Origin of the sequence: Gilliamella sp. B2824 (assembly GCF_026536245.1) — a bacterium.
Classification (GTDB): Bacteria; Pseudomonadota; Gammaproteobacteria; order Enterobacterales; family Orbaceae; genus Gilliamella.
The window spans coordinates 21,388-45,536 of the sequence record NZ_JAFNON010000002.1; the positions used below are offsets into that span (position 1 = coordinate 21,388).

Below are 24,149 nucleotides of genomic sequence, written 5' to 3' on the forward strand. Positions count from 1 at the left end.
CACATGTGAGCTTATTATTATACTATTGATTGATTAATGATTCTGATAGATATCCCAAGCAGCCTGTAATCCAGCACCTTGGGTTGTTTTAAAGCCTACACGGTTTAAAACAGCTTCAAATGCAGTTAACGTTTGCATTACACATTGCTTTCTAGCGTTATATCCCATAGTACCAATACGCCATACATTACCTTTAAGTGGACCAAAAGATGCGCCAATTTCAATGCCAAAATCATTTAACATGAGGTTTCGGACTTCTAGATCATTAATATGTTCTGGTTTTTTAACCCCAACCACATTATTCATTTTATGAGAAATATCACCAAATAGCTCAAGTCCCATAGCTTGTAATCCTGCAACCATTGCCGCACCATTAACACGGTGACGCTCAATAACATTGTCTAATCCTTCTTGTAAAACAATGCGTGCACATTCTCGGGCAGCATAAAGCATCGATGTTGCTTCAGTATGATGATTGATACGTTCAGCCCCCCAATAACGGATGATCATGTCAATATCGAAATAGTTAGAATAAATAATTTCGTCACTACCACTGCTATCGCCATCTGCTCGAATACCCAATTCCACACATTTACGTGCTTGAATGATATCAACCATTTGTGGACTTAACGTTAAGGGTGCAACACCAGGAGGGCCACTAAGACATTTTTGTAAGCTGACCGAAACACCATCTAACTGCCATTTATCGACTTCAAGTTCATTACCAACAATAGATGCAGTGGCATCAACATAAGATAATACGCCATGCCGACGACAAATTTCACCAATCTTATCTAATGGTTGCAACAATGTCGTTGAGGTATCACCTTGTACGCAAAGTAATAAGCGAGGTTTGATTTTTTTAATGGCATCTTCAATCACATTTGGATCAAAAACTTCACCCCATGGGACTTCAATGGTATGCACCTCTGCTCGGCAACGGTGAGCTATTTCACAAAGTAATAAACCGAAACGACCAAAAACAGGCACTAAAACTTTATCACCAGGACGAATGGTAGAAACAAGCACCGCTTCAATACCTGCACGAGCGGTACCATCAATAACAAATGTTTGCTCATTTTTAGTTTTGAAAATTTCTCGATAAAGTTCCATGGTTTGATTCATATAATCAGTCATAACAGGATCAAATTGACCAATTAATGGAGCAGCCATTGCTCTTGTCACGCGTGGATCTGCGTTAATTGGACCAGGACCCATAAGTAACCGCGTAGGCGGATTAATTTGATCATATTTGTTTAGGTCTAACATTTATTTTTTCCTTTGTTTATATTTAATTATTTCAATAATCACACGGCATAGTGATTTATCGTTTTTTATCAATATTTTTTAAAAAATTATTTGCTAAAGGATGATGAAATTTGAATAAATTAACAATTTCACTCATAACCTTTCCCATATGTGCTTTTTTCCAAGCTAGTGATAATGGAGAGGGTTTTCGTTCGTTAACCACTTGGCAAGCAATTAAATCGCCTGAATCTAAATAGGGTTGGCAAATCGATTTTGGTAAAAATCCAATGCCAAGACCTTTTAAATGACAAGCTAATTTGGTCGAAATATTTGGTACAATAATTTCTGATTGACTCGGTAATAACCAAGCTACGCGTTTATTCATATGTACTGAAGTATCTTCAACGTTAATGGCTGGGAATTTTCGTAATGATTCATTAGATAATGGCCCCTCAATTTGTGTTACCGGATGATTTTTAGCGGCAACAAAAATCCAACTTACTTCGCCTAATGGAAAAATATTGATCATATTATCTAGCGATTCAGTACCGGTAGCACCAATCGCAAGATGGCATTCGCCATGCAATAATGAATCCCAAACCCCCATATAAACTTGGCGAGTAAAGTTAAAATTGGTAAAAGGGAATTTCTCTTTTAAATGGGCCAACAATTCTGTTACGGCTTCAACATCATATAATAAATTATTAATTGTTACATTGACTTTACGCTCAACACCATCACGGATTTGCTGGAGCTCATCGGGCATGGTCGATAACCAAAGCAACCATTGACTACAATGTTCATAAAGATGTTGACCTGCCAAGGTAAGCGAAACCGATCGCGTGGTCCGTTCAAATAATTGGGTATTTAAGTCAGTTTCTAATGATTTAATGCGATAACTAATTGCTGCTGGCGTTTTATAAAGTAATTTAGCCGCCTTTGAAAAACTATTACATTCAACGACTTTGGTAAATGTTCGCATTGTTTCAGTATCTAACATGATTCAATCCTCTAAAATAAAACGATCAATGCCTAACCACATACCAAGTAAAAGATCAGCGCCAGAGGTATGACCATAATTTAATAATTTATTTATTGATGAATGATCTAACCTATTTTGGTTAAGCGCCTTAACCATCTGTAGTACTAATAACGAAAACTTACCTTCTAATGCATAATTTAGAAAAGATGCACTAATTAACGTTGTCAAAGAATTTAAAGATAACGCTGACAAGCCATGCTTTAGTTGACTTAATTTACCGACAAAACGAACATCGCTTGAAATGACCGCGAGAATCCCCACTAAAATATCATCCATACTAGGTGTTAAACCTGGACCTAAACCGATAAATGGTGTAATGTCAACAACTTGTCCATCCATCAATTGTTTAATTTTAGCACACAATAAATCAAGTTGCGGTGGCGATTTATCAATAATATTATCTTTCAAATTGCCAAACAATCCAGTCGGATAATCGACGTGTTGTAATAGCTGTACAATAGACTGTTTATTGAAACTCAGCTTTTCATCACGTTTGATTTGCAAATGACATTTATGAGTATGATTCATGATTAAAATATCACCGCAAATCAAATCACCATTCATGAGTTGATCTATTTTGAATTCATTGTTTAATAAAACCGATTTAATATAATCAAAATCTTCAGATTTAAGCACCCACCCCATTGGTGATATGCCACTTGCATATCGATGAAGCGTAATTAACTGCTGATGCGTATTAATTAAATTAATCGTGTGCTGATGTAAACTAAATAACGATAAAGCACCTTCGATTGTTGGCGCATGCGCACTAACAAGCAAAGGCTTAATTTTATGTAAGTAATTTTGATTCGATAACATGCAGCTATACCGATTATTCAGCGTAAAACTCGAGTTTAATAAGCAATTATCAATATGTTGATTTAATCGATTGCCATTAGCATGCATAATGTTCATAAATTATACTTCGAGCTTTTTAGCCAGTGCTTCTAGTGCTTTTTCAAAACAAGCTAACGGTGCACGCACTGTTCCTGCGCCAATTTGACCAACACCTGCCTTTTTATGAGCAATACCGGTATTGATTAATGGTGTGATTCCTGTTTCAACAATTCGGCGTATATCTAATGCCATACAGCAGCCCTGAAAATTCCAAGATGGTATTTGAAATAGCATGTTATGTTCTAAAAATATTTCGCTCATCTCTTCTGATACCTCATACGCAACATCAGCACCACCAGCACCAACAAATCGCGTAACACCTGGCGCAGCAACCATTGCGGCGCCTCCAATACCAAAAGTTTCAGTTATAGCACTGTCACCAATATCGGGATTAGCATCTTGCTGTGAATAACCGGTAAAAAATAGTCCTTGAGGTGTATTTACTGGAGCGGTAAACCACTGATCACCAAGACCACTAACTTTAATACCAAAATCTTTACCATTACGTGTCATCGCTGTAACAATAGTACCAGCTTGAATCTGGGCGGCACTATCCATTACGGATTTACAAAATGCCATTGCTAAATTCAAGAAAAATTGATCTGTGACACTTAAAAAATCAAAGATTTTTGCCATCTCTTCTTGACTACGTTTAAGTACAGCTAATTTTGGTGACAATGTACGTAATAATAATGCAGAAGCGGCAATATTACGTTGGTGAAATTCATCTCCCATAGTAATGGCTTGCGCCATCAATGCAGTTAAATCAATGCCTTTATCAAATAGTTTAAGTGCATCATTTAATGCTGGACCTAATGATTCTTTCATCCAACGATGACGATTTAAGACTTCTTCACCATAAGCACCAAAGCGCATGACTTTACCAATGCCTTCGTTCAAATTACAGTATGCTCGGTTACCATGAGTAACATTCTCAACAACAACCATTGGCATATTAGCAGAGGTAATTCCGCCCATTGGACCAACGGCATTGACTGAATGACAAGGAATAAATTCTACTTTACCTGACTGTAATAACTGTAAAGCTTCATTTTCGTCTTTCGCCCAACCTTCAAATAAACAGGCACCAATACAAGCACCTTGCATTGGTCCTGTCATATCAGTCCAAACAATAGGTGGGCCAGCATGCAATAATTTTTGTCCTTGTGCTAACGTTGGTACCGCTTCTTTTGCTGCAACTACGCCAATCCAATGAGGCCTAGCCGCTTTAATTCGTTCAATAATAGCTTGATTTGCTTCATTTATTGATGTATTCATATTGTCAAAACCTCTTAATTTAATTTCTTCAAAATAGCCGCTAATTTTTGATTACCACCCGCTACTGGTGCCCATTGATAATGCACAACAGGCACATTCGATGCTTGAAGATCGTCAGCAAAGCCTCTAAGACCTGCATTAATCACACTAATATGATCAAGTAATGGGTACTGTTTTAACGAACGTATTTGCTTTAATGGTGAAATGAGTTTTTTTGCCAATAAAATTGCTTCCGGTAAATTGTCCATTACCACAATATTGGCAGCTTTTAAGGCATCAATCTGCTTGCTACGGCATTGTGGATCTTGCTCAGAACCGGTTACAGTAACAATGGCAATTAAAGGATTATCAGCAGCACGTTTAGCACACGCTTTTTGATAACCAGTAATAATGGATTCGGCAGGGTTAGTATTAGCGCCATAGCCAATAACCAAATCCAATAATAGAACACCAACACTTGTGTTATCACCTAACTGACAAATTTCTTGTTCACGAATTGAAGGATCAATCATTGGATGTGGGCGACCTACAGTATAAAAATCATCACCAAGATCAATTATCTTATGACCATTTTGCGCTAACATGATGCCTTTATCATGATTTTTGCTAACCGCTAAGCCAAGCTCGTGAGCAAGTAACATCGCCGCTTCTGAAGCTAATGTGCCGCCAGTATATAAACCTAAAATAGAACGATGTTCCGCATGACTTAATTGAGTTGCACTTGCTTCTACTTTAGCTAATAAACATGATAATCGCGCCGCTTCATCCAACGTTCTGGCAAAATAAATGTTTTCATCTTGTGGTTTATCTATGTTAGAACCTAAAAATATTGCAACAATTGGCTTGTTAATCAACTTCATGGCAGAAATCACTTTTTTACGCACACTTTCTGCTGGTGGCTTAGAAATAAACGTGATCACCTGTGTTGCCTGATCCGCAGCTAGCATATCTAACGCAGTTAACGCACTAATGCCACCGACTTCTTGAGATAAATCCCGCCCACCCAAACCAATAGCTTGAGTAATCCCTTGATTTAATAAGGCAATTTGTGAAATAACTTCTTGAATACCTGTTCCAGATGCACCAATTACACCAATATTTCCCTTTGGAATGACATTGGCAAAAGCTAAAGGTGCACCAGCAATAATGGCAGTACCGCAGTCGGGTCCCATTACAATCAAATCTTTTTCTGACGCTTTGGTTTTCAAGCGAATTTCATCATCAAGTGAGACATTATCCGAAAATATCATCACATTTTTATTATCATCCAAAGCTTGTTCAGCCAACCCAGCAGCATACTCACCGGCTATAGAAATAAGCACCAAATTAGCATCAGGCAATTTTTGATTAGCGCTAGCAAAACGTCTTGCTTTGAGTAATTTACGCCCACCTTGCTGTTGCTGCGCAATATTTTTTAACGCATCTTCCAATTGTTCACTAATCAACGCCACCACATTACAAGAATTATCATGGGTTTTAATGGCCACACAAATATCATTGGGTGTTGCTTCATTAAACATATCATCCCAAAAACCGGTTGCAGTAAGCAGCGATTTATTGGCTGGGGTACCCATCATGACGGAAACTTCATCAACTTCGTCAAGATTACTGAGTTTTTTTGAAATTAGCATTAAACTAACTGAATCTTGAAAGCTGCCTTTTTTTATAAAAGATTGAATCATGAGATTTGGCCTTTCAGTTATGAAAAAATTAAGTTCTGTTTAGATATAGACAATACTCACTTATTACTTATTGAGATACTTTCATAGACGGGAATGATTGATTTTACAGGTGGCATCCTGTTACCCGTTTTTGATAATTCTGATTGATAACAATAAATAGTATGACACTATCACATCTAATTTACAGATTGTATTTATATATTACGTAAAAAATAGTGAATAAATAGGTTGGATGTCACAAATTGACGATTAATCATAAAAAATAAAACATATTAAAATCAGTAACATAAATGATTATTAAAAAATTTTTTATAATACCAATTCATTAATTTAATTAAATTTTAAAAAAATAAAAAAGCTAGTTTGATCACATTATTATTTGCTATTAATAGTATGGTAGATGACAAATTCACTTTTAATGTGTTTCATTATATATAAAGACACTTAATGACAGTAACAAGTTGAACAACAGGTAAATACACATGAATATCTTATATGATGATGTTGCTAACGCAGTAGACTGGATATCTAGCTTTGGCGGATTAAAACAAGGTGGTACAACGCGCCTACTCTATAGCGCCGAATGGCTCGCTGCCCAAAATGCACTGAAACAAAGAATGACCGAAATTGGCATGCATAGCTATTTTGACGACATTGGAAATTTATATGGACGATTTGAAGGCAGTAAATACAAAAATGAAGTTATCATGTCAGGTTCGCATGTTGATACTGTAGTAAACGGTGGAAAACTTGATGGACAGTTAGGCATTATAGCGGCTTTACTTGCAATGCAATACCTGAAAGAAAACTATGGTCAACCACTACGCACATTAGAGTTAATCTCGATGGCAGAAGAAGAAGGTAGCCGTTTTCCTTACGTTTTTTGGGGCAGTAAAAATGTATTTGCTATCGCTAATCATCACGATGTCGAAACAATACAAGACAGCGAAGGCATAAAATTTGTTGATGCCATGCAAACATGTGGATTTAAATTCAATACTCAACCTGCACGCGACAATATTAAAGCGTTTTTAGAAATTCATATTGAACAAGGTGGCGTTCTAGAAAAAGAACAAAAAAGTATTGGTGTTGTAACCAGTATTGTAGGTCAACGACGTTATAACATTCGATTAGTTGGTGAAGCCAATCACGCCGGTACAACGCCTATGGGATATCGTAAAGATGCGGTGTATGCATTTAGTCGAATCTGTAATGAATCAATCAACAAAGCAATCAAAGTTGGTGATCCACTTGTGCTTACTTTTGGTCACGTAGAACCCAAACCAAATGTCGTCAATGTTGTACCCGGTGAAGTATTATTCACTATGGATTGTCGTCATACGAATAAAGCCCAATTAGTTCAATTCACCGAAGAAATCGAAGCTGATATGCTGCGTATCGCCAACGAACTTGGTCTTGAAATCGACATAAATCGCTGGATGGATGAAGATCCGATCCCAATGGATAACAAGCTAATCAAAATGTTAGAAGCGATATGTAAAGAAGAAAAACTCAGTTATCGGGTAATGCACAGTGGTGCGGGTCATGATTCACAAATATTTGCGCCACGTGTGCCTACAGCAATGTTATTTGTGCCAAGCATTAAAGGTATTAGTCACAATCCTGCTGAAGATACAGACACAAAAGATTTAGTAGAAGGCATTAAAGCACTCACGCACGCCCTATATAAATTAGCTTATCAAGAATAATAAGGAATTAACATGACCATAATAGAAAAAACGGGTGGAATTAAATACTGGCATAAAATCGTTGTATTATTATGCCTAGGTTGGACAGTTATGTGGATTTATCGCCCAGTATTAACCGCGATTTTTCCAGAAGTTCAACAAACTATAGGACCACAATCCAATACTGCTCTTGGACTCATTGCCAGCTGTTACTTCTTTGCCTACACCGCAATGCAAATACCCGCAGGTATGTTAGTTGATAAGTTTGGTAAAAAAGCGGTAGTTATCCCCGGCTTTTTACTCTTCACTATTGCTGCGTTAATGATCGGTAATGCTCATTCAATCACAATGATCTATATTGGTAGTTTGCTTGCTGGTTTAGGCTGTGGTTCTTATTATGGTTCGGCATGGTCACTTTCAGCTGAAAATATTCCGTCAGAGCACCGTGGCTTTGCATCAGCAATTATCAATACCGGCTCGGCTTTAGGTATGGGGATTAGTTTGTTAGCAACAAGCTTTTTAGTCAAATCATTAGGCATGCCATGGCAATACATGTTATACATAATTGCTGCATTGCTACTTTGTTTAGTTGCAGGTTTTGCAATTATTATTAAAGAACAACCGAAAATTAAACAAGCAAAACAACATGAAAATACCGCTAACACACGCTCTGCTGATCAAGTAGAATCACAAACACATAGCTTTTTTAGTAGTCAGATGGTTGCATCATATATCATGTATTTTGCCACATGCTATGGTTATTATATGATTGTCAGTTGGTTACCTAACTTTCTTGAAACAGAACGTGGTTTTACTGGTGGTAGCATTGGCTCTGCGTCTTCTTTAGTTGCATTTGCAGCTATTCCTGGGGCATTAATCATCAGTAAAATTTCTGATAAATACAGAAATAAACGCCTATTATTTATCATTGCACTTGAACTAATCGCCGCAGCAACATTACTAACTACAGTGCAATCAGCAACGATTACTTTCTTACTCGCTGGATTAGTTTTTTACGGTTTATTTGGTAAATTAACTGTAGAACCAATTCTGATTTCACATGTTGCCGAAACTGCCCCTAAAACCAATTATGGCACTTCGTTTGGCGTATTTAACTTTTTTGGTATGAGCTCGTCTGTTATCGCGCCACCATTAACTGGTTATTTAGCAGATTTTACCGGCACCAAAATTACCGGATTCTATGTGGCAATTGCTATTTTAATTGTTGCAACCGTGCTGTTCTTCCTTCTTAACATGCATAAAAGCGCAAATAACAATTAATAATCTGTGCCGATCATTATATTTATGATCGGCAACACACATTTTTCTAAACTAAGCTGTTTTTAATGGCGCGCTATTGTATTACCTAAAAAATAGTCAGCCGAAGTAAAAAATCAATATGTTCCAAGGAGATAATTATGGGATATATCAACAACAACACAGGTTACCCAAAAGACTTATTAGCATCAAGAGCAATTATTAAACGACAAAATTACGCGCTCATTCCGCCTGATGGATTGGTAAAAAATATCATTCCTGGTTTTGATAATTGTGACATCACCATTTTATCAACCCCTAAATTGGGCGCGTCATTTGTTGATTATTTAGTCACCATGCATAAAGATGGCAAAAACCTACAAGGATTTGGTGGTAAAGATCTTGAAGTTTTTGTCTATGTTATTCAAGGCGAAATAACCGCTAAAGCTGATCAACAACCGTTTCATTTACAAACAGGCGGCTATCTTTACTGTCCTTGCGGAGTAAAACTTTATTTACAAAATATGACCAGCTCATCTCGCCTATTCTTGTACAAAAGACGTTATACCCCGCTTGATGGATACCAAGCTCGGGTTGTTTCGAACCATGTTATCAATCTGGAAAATATTCATTATGAGAATATGGATAATGTATTTGTGCAAGACTTATTACCAAAAGAACTTGGCTTTGATATGAACTTTCATATTTTAACTTTCCAACCAGGCGCAAGTCATGGCTATATTGAAACTCATGTTCAGGAACATGGCGCGTATTTACTCAGTGGTGAAGGTATGTACTTGCTTGACAATGAGTGGATACCGGTCAAAAAAGATGACTATATTTTTATGGGCGCTTATGCATTGCAAGCTTGTTATGCCGTGGGTAAAGAGCCATTAAGTTATATTTATTCAAAAGATTGCCATCGTGATGTCGAAATTTAAAGCAGCGTACTATTTTATTTCTGAAGCCAAATCGGTGAGTTGAGTTAAGCAACTACAGTTACCAAAGCAATATCGATAGACGAATATAGCGAATCTATGAATGACTAAGTAGGTAAATGCATCATTAAAAACCAGGTCACTTTCTTATTCGGATAGTGACAAAAAAAGCGGTATTACCGCATTTAATTAGCTCAATATTAACAAGAAAACACAGTGAATGGCGAGTAAATGTGTTAATACTTTAAAACAATAAGCAATTTTAATAAATGATCAAGGATATCATATGGAACTGATTGTTATTGCATTAGGCGGCAATGCAATTTCTAAACGAAATGAACCACTATCAATAGAGAATCAATATCGAAACATTGATGCTACAACCCAGCTTATCGCAAAACTAGCGGGAAAATATCATTTAGTGATTGTGCATGGCAACGGCCCACAAGTAGGTTTATTAGCACTACAAAATGCGGCTTATACACAGGTTGCTGCCTACCCACTCGATATTCTGGTTTCCCAAACGCAAGGTATGCTCGGGTATATGATAGGTCGCAGTTTACAGCAACACGAACATGTTAAACATGTTGTCACCGTGCTGACCCAAGTTGAAGTTGATCCCAACGACCCTGCTTTTAAAGATCCAACCAAGTATATAGGGCCAGTATATCAACCAGCGCAACAGCAACAGTTACAAACACAATATGGATGGCAATTTAAACAAGATGGACAGTATTTACGTCGAGTAGTGCCGTCCCCCAAACCGCAAAAAATCCTCGAAATCGATGCTATCAAACAATTACTTAACCAAGACACTATTGTCATTTGTAATGGCGGTGGCGGTATACCTGTCATTAAAAATCAACTTGGTTATCAAGGTATAGAAGCGGTTATCGACAAAGATCACAGTGCAGCGCAATTAGCCATACAATTAAAAGCCGATCACTTAATGATTTTAACTGATGCTGATGCGGTATATGAAAATTGGGGAACCCCACAACAAACGCCATTACATCATGTTAATACAGAACGATTAAAACCGCTTGCAGTTGATGATGGTGCTATTGGTCCTAAAGTCAAATCTGTCATTGAATTTGTTGAAAAAACCAGTAACAAGGCATACATCGGTAATCTAACGGATATAGAGTCTTTATTAGCGGGTACTAAAGGTACAATCATTACAAAATAAGATAACCAAACAGTAAAACATATATTTAAGGGAGTTTACGATGCGAGTTGACAAAAAAACATTACATGATCTAATCGCGAATAAAATGCATAAAGCCGGTTTAAGTCAGGAACATGCAAACATCGCTGCCGATGCATTAGCTTTTGCTGATGCCCGAGGCATTCATTCGCATGGTGCCGTAAGGGTTGAATACTATGCAGAGCGTATTGCTAAAGGTGGCATGACCGTTAATCCTAACATCACTTATAAAGAAACAGGTCCAGCGAGCGCTATTCTCGATTTTGATAATGGCTGTGGTTTGGTTGCAGCCAAAGTTGGCATGGATAAAGCCATTGAAATGGCGAAGAAGAATGGTGTCGCGGTCGTCGGTATACGCCGTATGTCACACAGTGGATCACTGTGTTACTTTACCGAAATGGCAGCTGCACAAAATTTAGTTGCCATTTCAATGTGTCAATCAGATCCAATGGCTGTGCCCTATGGTGGAGCCGAAGAATTTTTTGGTACCAATCCAATTGCATTTGCAGCCCCAACAGCTGATGAGCGAGTTGTATCATTTGATATGGCAACTACGGTGCAAGCTTGGGGTAAAGTACTTTATGCACGATCCAAAGGCGCTCCTATTCCGCCAACTTGGGCCGTTGATGAGCACGGTGAACCAACCACCGATCCTCATAAAGTCAATGCATTATTACCAATTGCTGATGCAAAAGGTTATGGTTTGATGATGATGGTTGATATCTTATCGGGGATATTACTAGGCTTACCTTTTGGTAAAAATGTCTCGTCAATGTATGCGGACTTATCCAAAGGACGCGATCTTGGGCATTTACATATTGTCATTAACCCAGAATATTTTATCGGCCTTGAAATATTCAAACAAACTATGTCTTCGATGCTCGATCAATTAAAAAATGTCAAACCCGCTAAAGGCAATAGCCAAGTATTCTTTCCTGGTGAACGAGGTAAAAAACGTGAAGCAGACTACCTAAAAAATGGTATCGAAATTGTCGATGATATTTATAACTATTTAATTAGTGATGACATCCACTACAACCGGTATGATCATAAAAATAAATTTGCCGAGTAAACACGATTTTTTGACATAGGTAAGTAAAATCCTGTTCGCATACGAACATCATTGCTTATTCATGGTTGATACCGGCTTTACAGGTGTCAACCAAAACAAATATTAAAAGCTTAGTTCTATCGCTTATAAACAAATTAAAGCCAACTATCAGCAGTAATGATTAACAGAAAACCTACTGGTATTAATTTACTAATCAATAGCAATATATCACGAATAAAATATAGCAAGAAAGCAAATTTTATCAAAACAACATAAAACTCTATCGTATAGAGTTAGTTAAGTTTTTTAATGACTATATTATATATTTTGAGGGTTAACTATTAGATGTACAATTTAATTTTAAGTTTTCTTTTTTAAACTATACCATATAGTTTTAAGTTTATTTATAAATATATGATATAGTTATAAAATATTAAGCTTTTTATTTTACAGAATCACCTAATAGATATTTAGCTTTTCCTTGTTTGTCTGCTGGCAATAATTTAATTATATTTTGAGATATGTTATATGATTTTAATGCAGTATTTTTTAATTTTTTATTCATTGCAAAAAACTGCTCAATTTGAAAAAATTGTTCAAAATATTAAAGAATATTTTAACAAAAAAAAAGCGATTATTATAAATTGACCAATTTTTAATTAACAACACATTGATTAATATAAAATTTTTTTAAAATCAAATAAAAACTTTTCAAAATATTTTGTTAATAAACATGATAAATTTATTATTACAAATTTGAATAAAAAACAATAACCAATGCTGTGACACTGATATTATTAAATATGGTAACAATATTAATTTAATGGGTAGTAACGAATTTAAAACTAAGTTTATTAATAGGTGCGTAAAGCAAAAAATCAATACAATCACCTTTATTGATGATAATTTAAATAATAAATATCATGATTTTATTAATAACAAAAAAAGATTTTTGTAAATGATTTTGAAATGTAACACAAGGATGATATCTGAGCTTAAAAAAATAGTAACAAATATTCGTACAAATGATACCGAAAATAGCGTATCAAGTTGATTAATTCTCGATAAGTTGAGTGATACCATAATATTAGAGAAAAAAAAAGGAGTGAGAAGAAAATTTTTGATTAAAATGCGTGATCTAATGGCTGAAAAATCTAATAAGAATGGACATATACAATATTTTGTTGCAGAAAGCAAAGAACGTCCGTTTATAGGTTGTGAAGATAAAATTGTATTTGATAAAAAGAATCAAGAAAGTGACGACATATAAGTAGGTTTAGAACTTGCTATTGCTAAATTAGGCAATAATTTAATAAAAATTACAAAAGAAGTTAGCAATTTTAGCGATTTTATTAAAAAAGCCACTAATCCATTAATACAAAAAGTCGTCAACCTGTAAATCGAAATGATGGGATGAAATTTTAATGACATTTTTGACTAAACTTTTAAATAATAGCTTTATAAAAGTCTGGGTAGCTGTTATTTTCATTATTATATTGTTGCAATTTTGGGGTGAAAAATCGCAACTTGATCCAGTTGTTAATATTATCGAGAGTGAAAAAAATAGAGTAAGAAATTTTGTGGATAGAGTTAATTATCATTCTGAGTTTTTAATAGATTACTCACAGATTAATTCAACCATTAGAGATATGATAGATAATTCTCAATTTGAAATTGATTTAATACTTCCCTCTTTTGACTTAGCTTTATTAGATAGAATTAAAATGGCAAACAGCAGGGGGGTTAGAGTCAGAATTATAACCAAAAGCATATATAAAAATATTATCGATGATTTAACGAAATTAGGTATTACTGTCAACTACAATAATTATCTTGATAATGGAATAATTTATATCGATAAAAGCATTGGAGCTAATCTGATTTCATTTAACAATTCTTTTTTATTAACTATATTTCAAGATAACGATAGTATACAACGATATCAGATACTTATAGACGAGCAGTTTTTAAAAAGTCGGAAAATTTTTTAATATTAACAAAAATCTAAAACTATAAAATATAGTTTTAGATTTTTACTAGATATAAAACCCGGATTCATTTTGATTTGATTGAGTTAACTGTTAAGTATTTAATTGTCCCGCTTCGTTTATTATCCTATCTAATTGTAATGGTTAAGAATATGAAACCATCGATTATTGGATATAAAGAACTTTAGAATACCTAAGATTTTTTTAATGAAAATCTATTTAATAATAAATTACCAAATTTACTGATTACGTTACAACGAAGAAAATACACATTTGGTTACTCCTCTTTTGAACGATTTACTGAAAATCAACTGTATCAGAAGTAGCATTAAACCCAAATTATTTTGTAGAACGTTCGCTGGCTGATACGCTATCAAAACTAGCATCATGAAATATGCCATGTCTGGCAACATAATGAACATGATCATAATATAGAAGCTGATATCATGATAGAGTCTGGGATCAAAAAAATGGGATCAATCAGATTGATGCCATCAAATACTGGTTTACAAGGCGAAAAACGGGTCAACAAATGACACACTACATTATAAAAGATGGCTTACTCCAGCAAGTTGTATATAACTTACTAAGTAATGAGTTTAAAATATCTTGGTATGATAAATATTCTGAAAGTGTCGAATATATCAAAAGCTAATCATGACATTTTAACAAACTGGATAACATCGAGTTAATTAATAAATTAAAAAATAGTAAATAATAACGACATTAAAATATCGAATGTAGATAACACAATAACAATTACAAAAACCGATGGATAAAAATGCAGGAACTCGAAATAAGTTTACATGTACTGAGTACAGTCAAAAAGGAAGGGCTAAATGTACAGCAAAGTTAATTTTCAGTGATTGTGACAAATTTTTATTAATAATTTAGTCAACGATAAATGGTAACAAGTACCATTTAAGATATCACACGATTTCTATTTCTTGATCCACATGACTTTTTTATCATTACCGAATGCAAGTTCATTGGGTGAAATTAAAGTATATTCAATATGATCACTACTTATAGTTTTTAAATAATTGGAATCTTCTTTTACATCAAATGTTGAATTTCTTTTCATCATCGGGTCTACATGATTCACTTCATAATGATCACCTTTTGCAGTAATTGTAACGGTACTTGAATTAGAGTCAGGATTAGGCTCAACCCACGTTCCGGAAAATTTTCCTGAAACATTATCATTACAACCAACTAGGGCAACAGAAAAAAGGCAAACTGCCATTACTTTTTTTAACATCATTAATTTTCTCCAATCTAATTTATATTGTTTTCAATTTGTTGATATTTATCATTAATATTAGCTTGATAAAGTTTATTTATATATTCATTATACAATTTAGTAATAATTTTTTTCAAGGTTAGTTAACGAATGGCTATGTTGATTAACACCTAAACTACCTCTAATAAATTTTTCCAGATGAATAACATTAATCACTTTATGATAACTTACAAAACATTCGTGTTGCCCCTTTTGTTTGTTGCTTTATCTAATTTTGACACAGCTTATTTTTTCAATGATCAGATACTACATTACCATGTGAAACATCATTTATAAAATCTTTCTCATTTTTAAAAGACAGCATTGAATCTGAAATAATCGGCTTTTTTATTTATGGTTTTTCATCTTATTTTATCCCCCTATCTCTTGTAATAAAAAATGAAATTCTGCAATAGTTTTTTTGTTTATCCCTTAACACTAAATAAATATTAGTTAGAATGAACCATTGAATTTGCCCATTTCCCCGAGCTGTATCAACAAAACATAATTAAAATTATGCTTCTCCAGTGATGCTAATGCTTATAAATGCGCAACATACCAAGTAAAGTATCATCACCACATTTATGATAACCCGTTTTTTTCGCAATCTCCAAGAGCATCAGCGATAGCTTTCTTTTAACTCTGGTTTTTCTGCTATAAATACTCGCATATTTTCTTAAAAAAGCCCTAAAGGGCTTTAAAATTATCTATTAATCAACCTCTTAAAGCACCAAATTTAGAAATAATATCTTTAACTATTTTTGGATCAGCAGTAGGACAGCTGTTTAAAAAGCTATTTCTAGCATTTGAGGTACGAACACCGTTAAATTTTCCATGTTTTTTAGAAACTATACTAAAAAAGTCTTTTACTGCCGAAGAGCATTCGGATGGATTTGCACCCTTCATTTTACCAAACATGCATAAAACAACTTCGCACGGATCACTTTTTGCAAATGCCGACGGTGCTGTTAACAACGAGCAAGCAATGAATGGAACAACTAACATTTTTTTCATAATTTATTCTCCTTTATTTCTGGTACATCATCTCTTTAAACTATATGAGTAGATGTAAATGAATTAAATTTTAGGTTTAGTAACGGAACGTCTATAATGTTGTTTTCAGAAAAAGTTTTTCTTTCAATAAAAGCCGGTTCATCAAAATAAACTATTTTATGGGCAATAAAAGGGCGAACTTTTTCCATGATCACAATTTCATTAATCCCTAAATTAGTTTTTTTACCTGCACGAGTTATATAAACTTCTGAGCCAAGTTCTACAACTTCTTGCGGTAATAAAACATCACGTCCCTGCTCCGAAAAATTATCACTTTTAGATGCTCCGCCTTTAGAACGTGAATTTGATTTATTTTTTACTTTGACTGTTTTTTTACCAATGGTTTCACTGATAATTTTTGCATCATCAGAAACTAATTTTGGCGGATAATTTATTTGTACTGCGCAGTTATCTATTAATACTTTAGCTCCTTCCTTTCCATAAAGTTTATCGTTTTCTATTTGTCCCCTAGTTTGTATAATTATCATGTATCTAAGATTATATCCTGCTGTATAAGCAATTGATTTTTCGATTATTTCAACCTTACCCATAGATGTAAATTCATCTAATACTAACAGACACTGATATTTCAAAGATGGGTCTTGTTCCGGTAATGTTTTAGTATTAACGGAAATTAATTGGCTAAAGAAAAGATTTGTCAATTTTGCATAAGTCATTAATGAAGTCGGAGCAAGTCCAAGATAAATAGACATTCTCTTAGTTCGAACGTCACGCAAATCAAAATCGTCACCGGCAGTTGCAGCTTTACAAGCTGCATTAGTAAATATGGACAGTGGAGCGGTAAGAGTTGATAAAATACTACCCTGTGTTCTTTCGGGCGTAGCCATAAAACGCCGAAATTCCGCAATACAGCCATCGGAAAGTGGCCGACCTTTGAGATCTGCAATTTCGATTTCTTCGTCCATCCATGTTGCCAAACCTTGCTCTGGTGAAGTTAGAGTTAATAATTGGGCCATAGTAACTGGCATATCGGTGTATTCGAGATCAAGCATATACAACACTAACCCCTTAAATAGGTTAATTGCTAGTTCATTCCATACATCATTATCACCCCCACTATTTGGATATAAAATCTTACCAATATTCATAATATCGCCATCCCTAAAATTAGGATTTCGATTTATATATGTTAAAGGATTGTATCGATGGGACCGTAAAAGCTCGCCTTTTTCATATCTATTGATAATGTCATTTTGTTCTTCTTCAGACATCGATTTGAATTTATCAGAGCTTTTAAATTTATTAAACTCAGCATCAGTGAATGAATAACCATCGGGACAAAATAAAAACACTTCTTGACCCTTCGATTTTCTATATCCTCCCGTATAAATAAAGTTTTCTAGCTTAACATCGAGAACAACAACACTATCTCGATAATTTAGAAGATTCGGTATAACAACACCAACCCCTTTACCCGATCGGGTTGGTGCGGCAATATAAATAAATTGTTGACCAATAAATTGCAAAAATTTACCTTTATAACGTCCTTTATGCATCTTACCGATTAATACAGCAGGATATTTACTGTCCATCAATTCTTTATTAGAAGGAAAAAGTCCACTTTTAGATAAATCCATATCATTTGCAAGTCTTGCACTACCAAACAATTCTTCCTTTTTTCGTAAATTTGATAAAATAATTATGGTAAAAATGAATGGCAATAAAAAAGTAATGGCCATACCAATGAAACCACAAATAAATGCAACTTGATTACTGTCAAATTGGCGGTAATTAAAGTAATATTTCCAAAAACTAAAAATCCCTAGAGAAGCTACATCTAATCCCTTTATTTTCATAAAAATAAAGCCAGCCACATACTGACTACCAATAGTAAATGCTAAAGTAACCAATAAAGCGAAACAAAATAAGCTTATTTTTTTTTGTCTATTCATATTTAACCCATTGCTAAAATTTCATTTTTTTCCATAGGATCAAAAAATATTTCTTTTAAAAACGAACCTTTAAAAAAACAAACAATATCGATTGATGACCTAACAATCTTAAAAATGTGATCATAGTCTAATGTTCGGCCGTCTTCTGATTGCTTGACCAATCCAGTAATACGACTAAATGCACTATAGCAATCATTTGCATGTGTAGTGGTAACACTCCCCGAGTGACCTGTATTTAATGCTTCAATATAGTTCCATGCTTCATCTCCACGTAATTCAGCTAAAAATATATGATCTGGCTTCATGCGCATACATGATTCAATAACGTATCTAGGTGGGCGAATTTTATTTTTATAGAAAAGATGTAAATGGTTGGGATGATTGGGTAAATCAAGCTCATGAACATCTTCAATAGTAAATATTCTTCTTGTTGGAGGGTAAAGATCAACTAATGCCTTCATTATTGTTGTTTTGCCTGAACCTGTTCCTCCAACAAGCAAAATATTTAGGCGATTTTCAACAGCCATAGTGAAAAAATCTTTTATTTTTTCCTCCTTGTAAAGCTTATATAAGATCGCCTGTTGATCAGTTAAACCATTACTTGCTCGACTTGCATATTTAAAGCCGCTCAATCTTCCCGTATTTTCATAGTCAGATAAGGTAAACCTTGATTTTGAGGGCTTTCTAAATGTCATTGATATACTACCGTCCTCAACCATTGGTGGAATTACAATTTGTCCCCGTTCGCCATCCGGCAAAATAACTGACGAAACTGGATTATTAAAATCCAAAGGTATACCATCATTACTCATAACTGATAACACCGTTGCTAATTGCTCTAATGATGCATAATCTGCTCTAGGCTCATCGATAAATTCCCAGCCATTTCCCCGATCAAACCAAATTCTATTGGGTTGATTAACAGCTACTTCTGTTATCCCTTCTAGATCTAATATTTCCTGAATACCAACTTTCTTCAGAAATTGGTAAGCCATCAATTTATTATGTGGAATATTCATAGAATGAATCCAACCATCTCATCATTTGTTGCAACAATAAATGCTACTCTCGGCGTACTATCCATTAAATAATGTAAAATTGGATTTTGCCCCAACCTTTCAACTATGGTCATTTTATTGATCATTGTTATTTCCTATTTTCTTACTGTCCTGTATATATCTCTAAAATCGACATCACGAGGCACTAAAATATAAAGCATCGTGCCTTGGTTTATATATGCCGTCGGCGGAATATTAATAGTATTTTCAAGAGCAATTGACGCCATGTTATTCATGGAGTCGGTTGTCGAATCATAACTAATTCGGTTATCGCTTTTCGATAAATTATTAGATACAGTTTTAAAAGCATCATCTACAAAAGACAGCATAATAGCTCCGCCAAAACGCTCCCAAAAGTGAGTGTCGACCCACGCAGGTGCACCGCTTGCACCAAGCGTATCTGTTCCCAGACTATCAATTTTAATGCGGACTTTTCCGTCTTGTGCTATAGTCCAGTTAACAAATACTCTAGCTTTTCCTTGTTTTATAACTTTTTTCTGTTCACCCATAAACGTGGTTCCTGCTCGCAATAATAAAACATCACCATTACTGGAATAAATATCTTTAGTTAAAATACATACAGGTACACTTGGATAATCAGTTACAATTTTTGTTTTTAACACACATGGTAGTAAAGTACCTCTAGATAACAAAAACTTCAGATCCTCAAGCTGGGATATGCTCCCATTTTCGAAATCTTCACCCTTCAATGAATCATTTAAACTTGAATCAGTACTTGAACTCTCTTTAGATTCACTGCCTGATGAGATAACAACCAGTGTTTCACCCAATAATTTTCTATCAGCTGGGTGCTGTTGTTTATCATTAGAATTATCACCATTAGATGAATATGAAGATGAAGATAAATTTCCATTCTTCTCAGCTAACAGCTCTGCTTCTTGTAAAAGTTTCTGACGTTGTGCTTCTTCTTCAGCTATTCTTTTAAGTTCAGCCTCTTCTTGCTTCCTTTTTCTATCCGCCTCCTCCTGCTTTTTCTGTTCTTCTTGTCTGATTATCTCAGCCATCGTCGAATTAATACTAGATTTATTGTTATAGTCTCCCCCAACATTAAGCGCTTCATCTTTTTTAGTTTCATATGATGAATCTTCACTACTACGAAATAAAATAGAACTTAAAATAAGTAGCATTATGAAAAAGATTGAAAATAACACTAGTAACATCATCAACTTCTTATTTTTTGAACGTCCTGTTACATTTATTTTTCCTCTATCTTTTCCCTCTTTGCCTGTTAATGGGGGAATATAATCCTCATTATCATTAATTTGATCATTAGAAGTCATTAATTACAGTCCTCTTCTCTCCTGTTGTCGTACCATCGTCATTGTATGACTGAGGAATACTACTATTAGTTTTTATAGCCATTACTCGGTCTCCGAGTCTAAGCATATAATTATTACTTATTTCATGTATGACCATTACATCACGTTCTAGATGTGTATTAGTAATAGCTTCTTTTCCATCTTCCATTACTCTGTAAACAATCGGTAAATCTTTTGCAGATGAAAAACGCATACAGGTAAAACGGCCATCATCCCATACAGCTGATGGGGATAATTCTTTATCGCCTTTTTTATAATAATTCCAATTCATAAAACTAGTTGAACATGGCGTAGTTCGTTCTTCGTTAACTTCATTTTCTGGATATGTAAATCTAACAAGCCAGCTTGCGTTATCAGCACTAGACGCTGTTTTTAGACTCAAAACATACGTTCTCTTATTAGTAACAAGCGTTACATTCGTGTCGGGTTGTTTAGCAATCGGTCTAATAAAAATATTATTAGCTCTAACAGAAACATTCCATGCAAGCGGATCTCCTAATCCCATGCCTGCATTATTTGTTGTTAAAACTTCTGTTTTATCTAATTGAATAAGGGTTGACACACCTTCTTTAACACTAATTTTTGTTACATCATCTCTATTATATTTAACAACTTGTACTCTTTTATCATAACCAGTACGTTGCGGATTAATCTCAGCAAATACAGGCATTGAAATACAAAAAATAAGAGGACAAATAAGATATTTATATTTATTTAACTTCAACATTTTCCACATCCACCCGATAACTAATAACTTCGAAACCTAGCGGATTTTCTAGCCGTTCCGCTTCAGTTTTAATTTCTTTTTTATAATCAAAATCTATCGTTGCTATCCAAGTTGTTGGCTTATAACCAGTTGCTGGCGTACCATCTTTATTTTTAACCAATTTTACAAACCGAACTTGTGCTAAATTATTAATGAATGTAATCCCGCGAACTGTTACAACAACTTTTTTATCTTTTCTCAAAACATTTAAAGGAGATAACGCACTTTGAATATTAAACTCGTATTCAGAAAATACATTGTTATTACTTAATAACTTTGTTATATCAAACATATTTTGAATGGTATCCCAATCATATGACTCACGATTAATGACAAATTCTTTTAAAAAGTATTTAGACAAAACTTCATCATATGTGACTTTATCGTCAGCTAAAGGTTTGGCAATATCAATATAGCCACTCGTTGAATCTACTCGCATAACGTAGGGAACGGCAGTTTTTAAAGGGGTTAAAACTGTAAGTGCAATACTTTGCAAAACACAACAAATACTAAGCACTATCGTCAGTTTCCACCCCATTTTTGAGAATTTTGAATTACGTTCATTTTCATTGACAATAAAGTTTTGAATCGACTTATAATATAGATCAGCTTCTTTTTTCTGTTCTGACGTCAATGCTTTCGATGCCATTTGTGTTTTTTCTATATTTTCATCGTAATATTGTTTTATCACTTATTTACTCCTTGCTGAGTATTTTTATTATCTAATTTTTCTTGTTTTTGAATAGCAGGATTAACCATTTCCCACTTACCCTTTGGTTGTTTTGGCATAGGAGCAGAACAACTAATTACACTGACAAAAACAAAACTCAATAATAGAACTTTCAACATATTAACCATCTATCCCCCTTTCCCTTTCATTAAACCAATTAAACTACTAGCCATTTTGCTAGTGGCCTTAGCCCCACCTTTAAGTCCTCCGCCCATACGACCTAACATACTATTTATATTGCCATTTAAACTATTTATACCCACGCCACCTGTTAAACTTGAAATCAATGTTCCCACTTGGCCGAGAATGTAAACGCCTATAAGCATCACAATAACGATTTGAAATGCACCCTCAAAATTTAGTGTTTCTGTTTTAAATTTCTCATTAATAAACGAAATAAATAGTTTCAAAACAATGCAATATCCAAGTGTTAATAAAATATAGTTAGCACATTGACCACACCATGATGTAAACATGCTTCTAGTGACAGGAAAAATTGATAGACAAATAAATATTGGCCCAACAGACAACAAGATAGCAACCATTAGTTTTGCAACAAGCAAATATGCCGTTGCGAATAACGCAAAAACGCCAGATGTTATCCAGAGTAAAAGCCAATAAAAAACGGCTTGCATACCTAAGCCCCAATTATCTCTCCACCCAAATTTCATTTTTTCTTGCATTTTGTCAAGTGACTTATTGATCTGTGCCATAAATTCATCTAGCATGGTTGTGCTTACTTTATTATCACCAAAAAGTGCGGAGCTTAGATTGTCACCCGCTTCTAAAACAAACGGTGTAACATATGTTTGATAATATTTGGTCGAATAACAAACAGCGCCGACCAGAACAATCATCACTATATTTTTTAATATGTCCGTTATAAACATATCATTCTGAGCAGTAACAATTTGCCATGCGACATAAACGCAATACACCATGATTGCCGCAGAAATCAGTGGCAAGATAGCGGTGCTTATTGATGTTATATTCGATGCTATTTGTGAATCAACGAGTTTGGATACATTATCATGTAGACTGGTCAAAATGCTGTCGCCAAAAGCCATTCTTATTTACCTCGATAGAATTTTTCAAACTCGACAGCCATCTTATTTTTTTTAAGTCTATCCTGTTGTTCTAAAAGTTGAGCCATTGTATCAATTCGAGTTTTATCAATTTGATTTTGTGCTATCTCAAATGCCAGACGATTATTTAAATCTTCTTTTTCCTGTGGTGTTTTCGCTTCATTTAGCAATTTTGCTATATCAGCGATGTTTTTAGCTCGTTTTGTACTAGCATCATATGACTGTTGCATGAGATCATAAGAAATCAGCAAAGAATCGATGTTTTTTTGAAATGATTCTGATTCAGAAATAACCCCAAATTTTTCACGCAATGATGGCAAATTTTGAGAGTCATTCATCTCAGTTTTCCAATCGTCAATGTTTAAGTAACTCGAAATGGTCGGATCCACAAAGACATTACCAAGCCCCCAGTTTCCCTCAAATCGACGAAGTTGCTCTTCTGACTCTTTTTTCAACTTTGCATTAATATCTTTTGCTTCATCAATTTGTTCTTTTAAAGCGTTTAATTGTTCCATCGCTTGTTGAGCCTGCTGTAATGCATTTTGTATCGTTTGAGCTATTGCAGCAGCATCAACGGTTGGAATACCAGTAGAATAGGAATTAAAACTAACAAGTAATCCCATTAATAAAAAAAATTTTTTCATCT

At 34.5% G+C, this 24,149-nt stretch carries 23 protein-coding genes; 7 read left to right on the forward strand and 16 right to left on the reverse strand.

The genetic code is table 11. From position 1 onward, the window contains the following. Window positions 1–33: 33 nt before the first annotated feature. Genes J3U56_RS02075 through fdrA form a run of 5 tightly spaced genes read right to left on the reverse strand, consistent with a single transcriptional unit; the run spans window position 34 to window position 6,147 of the window. Entirely contained in the window at window positions 34–1,269 is a 1,236-nt protein-coding gene (locus tag J3U56_RS02075; protein WP_267332995.1) for a pyridoxal-phosphate-dependent aminotransferase family protein, read from the reverse strand. Between the two features lie 55 nt (window positions 1,270–1,324). Continuing rightward, window positions 1,325–2,248: an HTH-type transcriptional activator AllS gene (allS, locus tag J3U56_RS02080; protein WP_267332996.1), complete on the reverse strand. Its 924-nt coding sequence runs from the start codon at window positions 2,246–2,248 to the stop codon at window positions 1,325–1,327. A 3-nt stretch (window positions 2,249–2,251) separates the two neighbouring features. Continuing rightward, complete coding sequence (locus J3U56_RS02085) at window positions 2,252–3,205, reverse strand: DUF2877 domain-containing protein (protein ID WP_267366510.1); 954 nt, start codon at window positions 3,203–3,205, stop codon at window positions 2,252–2,254. 3 nt (window positions 3,206–3,208) lie between these two features. Then, a complete protein-coding gene (locus J3U56_RS02090; RefSeq protein ID WP_267332998.1) occupies window positions 3,209–4,465 on the reverse strand; it encodes a DUF1116 domain-containing protein in 1,257 nt (418 codons plus the stop codon). Between the two features lie 14 nt (window positions 4,466–4,479). Next, a complete protein-coding gene (gene fdrA, locus J3U56_RS02095; protein WP_267332999.1) occupies window positions 4,480–6,147 on the reverse strand; it encodes an acyl-CoA synthetase FdrA in 1,668 nt (555 codons plus the stop codon). A gap of 482 nt (window positions 6,148–6,629) precedes the next feature. Here fdrA and allC point away from each other — a divergent pair, with 482 nt between their 5' ends. The 5 genes from allC (at window position 6,630) to allD (ending at window position 12,309) form a co-directional block, all read left to right on the forward strand. Further along, a complete protein-coding gene (gene allC / locus J3U56_RS02100; protein WP_267343888.1) occupies window positions 6,630–7,856 on the forward strand; it encodes an allantoate deiminase in 1,227 nt (408 codons plus the stop codon). A 12-nt stretch (window positions 7,857–7,868) separates the two neighbouring features. Further along, window positions 7,869–9,116: an MFS transporter gene (locus J3U56_RS02105; protein ID WP_267348519.1), complete on the forward strand. Its 1,248-nt coding sequence runs from the start codon at window positions 7,869–7,871 to the stop codon at window positions 9,114–9,116. Between the two features lie 137 nt (window positions 9,117–9,253). Further along, on the forward strand, window positions 9,254–10,033 hold the full coding sequence (gene allE / locus J3U56_RS02110) for a (S)-ureidoglycine aminohydrolase (protein ID WP_267333002.1): 780 nt from the start codon (window positions 9,254–9,256) through the stop codon (window positions 10,031–10,033). A gap of 283 nt (window positions 10,034–10,316) precedes the next feature. After that, window positions 10,317–11,219 carry a carbamate kinase gene (locus tag J3U56_RS02115; protein WP_267366512.1) on the forward strand — a complete coding sequence of 301 codons (903 nt, stop codon included), beginning with the start codon at window positions 10,317–10,319 and terminating at the stop codon, window positions 11,217–11,219. A gap of 40 nt (window positions 11,220–11,259) precedes the next feature. Then, window positions 11,260–12,309 carry an ureidoglycolate dehydrogenase gene (gene allD / locus J3U56_RS02120; protein ID WP_065634163.1) on the forward strand — a complete coding sequence of 350 codons (1,050 nt, stop codon included), beginning with the start codon at window positions 11,260–11,262 and terminating at the stop codon, window positions 12,307–12,309. A gap of 421 nt (window positions 12,310–12,730) precedes the next feature. Here the strand turns inward: allD and J3U56_RS02125 are convergent, their stop codons facing one another. Then, the gene (locus J3U56_RS02125) at window positions 12,731–12,853 is read right to left on the reverse strand and encodes a hypothetical protein (RefSeq protein WP_267366514.1); all 123 of its coding nucleotides are present in this window, start codon (window positions 12,851–12,853) and stop codon (window positions 12,731–12,733) included. A gap of 576 nt (window positions 12,854–13,429) precedes the next feature. Between J3U56_RS02125 and J3U56_RS02130 the strand changes: the two genes are divergently transcribed. Then, on the forward strand, window positions 13,430–13,558 hold the full coding sequence (locus tag J3U56_RS02130) for a hypothetical protein (RefSeq protein ID WP_267366516.1): 129 nt from the start codon (window positions 13,430–13,432) through the stop codon (window positions 13,556–13,558). A gap of 154 nt (window positions 13,559–13,712) precedes the next feature. Continuing rightward, window positions 13,713–14,279, forward strand: coding sequence for a hypothetical protein (locus J3U56_RS02135; protein WP_267366517.1), 567 nt, complete (start codon window positions 13,713–13,715; stop codon window positions 14,277–14,279). 937 nt (window positions 14,280–15,216) lie between these two features. Here the strand turns inward: J3U56_RS02135 and J3U56_RS02140 are convergent. The 10 genes from J3U56_RS02140 to J3U56_RS02185 all read right to left on the reverse strand — a co-directional run bounded on the left by J3U56_RS02140 (window position 15,217) and on the right by J3U56_RS02185 (window position 24,147). Beyond that, entirely contained in the window at window positions 15,217–15,540 is a 324-nt protein-coding gene (locus tag J3U56_RS02140; protein WP_267366519.1) for a hypothetical protein, read from the reverse strand. Between the two features lie 732 nt (window positions 15,541–16,272). Further along, window positions 16,273–16,572: a TrbM/KikA/MpfK family conjugal transfer protein gene (locus J3U56_RS02145; RefSeq protein ID WP_267366521.1), complete on the reverse strand. Its 300-nt coding sequence runs from the start codon at window positions 16,570–16,572 to the stop codon at window positions 16,273–16,275. A gap of 35 nt (window positions 16,573–16,607) precedes the next feature. After that, the gene (locus J3U56_RS02150) at window positions 16,608–18,524 is read right to left on the reverse strand and encodes a type IV secretory system conjugative DNA transfer family protein (protein WP_267366523.1); all 1,917 of its coding nucleotides are present in this window, start codon (window positions 18,522–18,524) and stop codon (window positions 16,608–16,610) included. A gap of 2 nt (window positions 18,525–18,526) precedes the next feature. After that, window positions 18,527–19,543, reverse strand: coding sequence for a P-type DNA transfer ATPase VirB11 (gene virB11 / locus J3U56_RS02155; protein ID WP_267366525.1), 1,017 nt, complete (start codon window positions 19,541–19,543; stop codon window positions 18,527–18,529). Window positions 19,544–19,677: 134 nt separating this feature from the next. Continuing rightward, on the reverse strand, window positions 19,678–20,883 hold the full coding sequence (virB10, locus tag J3U56_RS02160; RefSeq protein ID WP_267366527.1) for a type IV secretion system protein VirB10: 1,206 nt from the start codon (window positions 20,881–20,883) through the stop codon (window positions 19,678–19,680). Next, a complete protein-coding gene (locus J3U56_RS02165; protein ID WP_267366529.1) occupies window positions 20,873–21,649 on the reverse strand; it encodes a TrbG/VirB9 family P-type conjugative transfer protein in 777 nt (258 codons plus the stop codon). Before J3U56_RS02165 ends, virB10 begins: the two co-directional genes overlap by 11 nt. Next, a complete protein-coding gene (locus tag J3U56_RS02170) occupies window positions 21,633–22,379 on the reverse strand; it encodes a virB8 family protein (protein WP_267366531.1) in 747 nt (248 codons plus the stop codon). The genes J3U56_RS02165 and J3U56_RS02170 overlap by 17 nt, the downstream gene beginning before the upstream one ends. Continuing rightward, entirely contained in the window at window positions 22,376–22,546 is a 171-nt protein-coding gene (locus J3U56_RS02175) for a hypothetical protein (RefSeq protein WP_267366533.1), read from the reverse strand. The genes J3U56_RS02170 and J3U56_RS02175 overlap by 4 nt, the downstream gene beginning before the upstream one ends. Beyond that, a complete protein-coding gene (locus J3U56_RS02180; protein ID WP_267366535.1) occupies window positions 22,547–23,485 on the reverse strand; it encodes a type IV secretion system protein in 939 nt (312 codons plus the stop codon). 2 nt (window positions 23,486–23,487) lie between these two features. Continuing rightward, on the reverse strand, window positions 23,488–24,147 hold the full coding sequence (locus tag J3U56_RS02185) for a type IV secretion system protein (protein WP_267366537.1): 660 nt from the start codon (window positions 24,145–24,147) through the stop codon (window positions 23,488–23,490). Between the last annotated feature and the right edge of the window lie 2 nt (window positions 24,148–24,149).

What these genes read in the sequence shown, in the direction of transcription:
- virB10 (WP_267366527.1), bottom strand. Translation starts at nt 20,883, where the DNA reads ATGACTTCTAATGATCAAATTAATGATAATGAGGATTATATTCCCCCA.
- J3U56_RS02075 (WP_267332995.1), bottom strand. Translation starts at nt 1,269, where the DNA reads ATGTTAGACCTAAACAAATATGATCAAATTAATCCGCCTACGCGGTTA.
- fdrA (WP_267332999.1), bottom strand. Translation starts at nt 6,147, where the DNA reads ATGATTCAATCTTTTATAAAAAAAGGCAGCTTTCAAGATTCAGTTAGT.
- J3U56_RS02135 (WP_267366517.1), top strand. Translation starts at nt 13,713, where the DNA reads ATGACATTTTTGACTAAACTTTTAAATAATAGCTTTATAAAAGTCTGG.
- J3U56_RS02130 (WP_267366516.1), top strand. Translation starts at nt 13,430, where the DNA reads ATGGCTGAAAAATCTAATAAGAATGGACATATACAATATTTTGTTGCA.
- J3U56_RS02180 (WP_267366535.1), bottom strand. Translation starts at nt 23,485, where the DNA reads ATGGCTTTTGGCGACAGCATTTTGACCAGTCTACATGATAATGTATCC.
- virB11 (WP_267366525.1), bottom strand. Translation starts at nt 19,543, where the DNA reads ATGAATATTCCACATAATAAATTGATGGCTTACCAATTTCTGAAGAAA.
- allS (WP_267332996.1), bottom strand. Translation starts at nt 2,248, where the DNA reads ATGTTAGATACTGAAACAATGCGAACATTTACCAAAGTCGTTGAATGT.
- J3U56_RS02085 (WP_267366510.1), bottom strand. Translation starts at nt 3,205, where the DNA reads ATGAACATTATGCATGCTAATGGCAATCGATTAAATCAACATATTGAT.
- J3U56_RS02090 (WP_267332998.1), bottom strand. Translation starts at nt 4,465, where the DNA reads ATGAATACATCAATAAATGAAGCAAATCAAGCTATTATTGAACGAATT.
- allC (WP_267343888.1), top strand. Translation starts at nt 6,630, where the DNA reads ATGAATATCTTATATGATGATGTTGCTAACGCAGTAGACTGGATATCT.
- J3U56_RS02175 (WP_267366533.1), bottom strand. Translation starts at nt 22,546, where the DNA reads ATGGTTAATATGTTGAAAGTTCTATTATTGAGTTTTGTTTTTGTCAGT.
- J3U56_RS02125 (WP_267366514.1), bottom strand. Translation starts at nt 12,853, where the DNA reads ATGAATAAAAAATTAAAAAATACTGCATTAAAATCATATAACATATCT.
- J3U56_RS02105 (WP_267348519.1), top strand. Translation starts at nt 7,869, where the DNA reads ATGACCATAATAGAAAAAACGGGTGGAATTAAATACTGGCATAAAATC.
- allE (WP_267333002.1), top strand. Translation starts at nt 9,254, where the DNA reads ATGGGATATATCAACAACAACACAGGTTACCCAAAAGACTTATTAGCA.
- allD (WP_065634163.1), top strand. Translation starts at nt 11,260, where the DNA reads ATGCGAGTTGACAAAAAAACATTACATGATCTAATCGCGAATAAAATG.
- J3U56_RS02145 (WP_267366521.1), bottom strand. Translation starts at nt 16,572, where the DNA reads ATGAAAAAAATGTTAGTTGTTCCATTCATTGCTTGCTCGTTGTTAACA.
- J3U56_RS02115 (WP_267366512.1), top strand. Translation starts at nt 10,317, where the DNA reads ATGGAACTGATTGTTATTGCATTAGGCGGCAATGCAATTTCTAAACGA.
- J3U56_RS02165 (WP_267366529.1), bottom strand. Translation starts at nt 21,649, where the DNA reads ATGTTGAAGTTAAATAAATATAAATATCTTATTTGTCCTCTTATTTTT.
- J3U56_RS02140 (WP_267366519.1), bottom strand. Translation starts at nt 15,540, where the DNA reads ATGATGTTAAAAAAAGTAATGGCAGTTTGCCTTTTTTCTGTTGCCCTA.
- J3U56_RS02185 (WP_267366537.1), bottom strand. Translation starts at nt 24,147, where the DNA reads ATGAAAAAATTTTTTTTATTAATGGGATTACTTGTTAGTTTTAATTCC.
- J3U56_RS02150 (WP_267366523.1), bottom strand. Translation starts at nt 18,524, where the DNA reads ATGAATAGACAAAAAAAAATAAGCTTATTTTGTTTCGCTTTATTGGTT.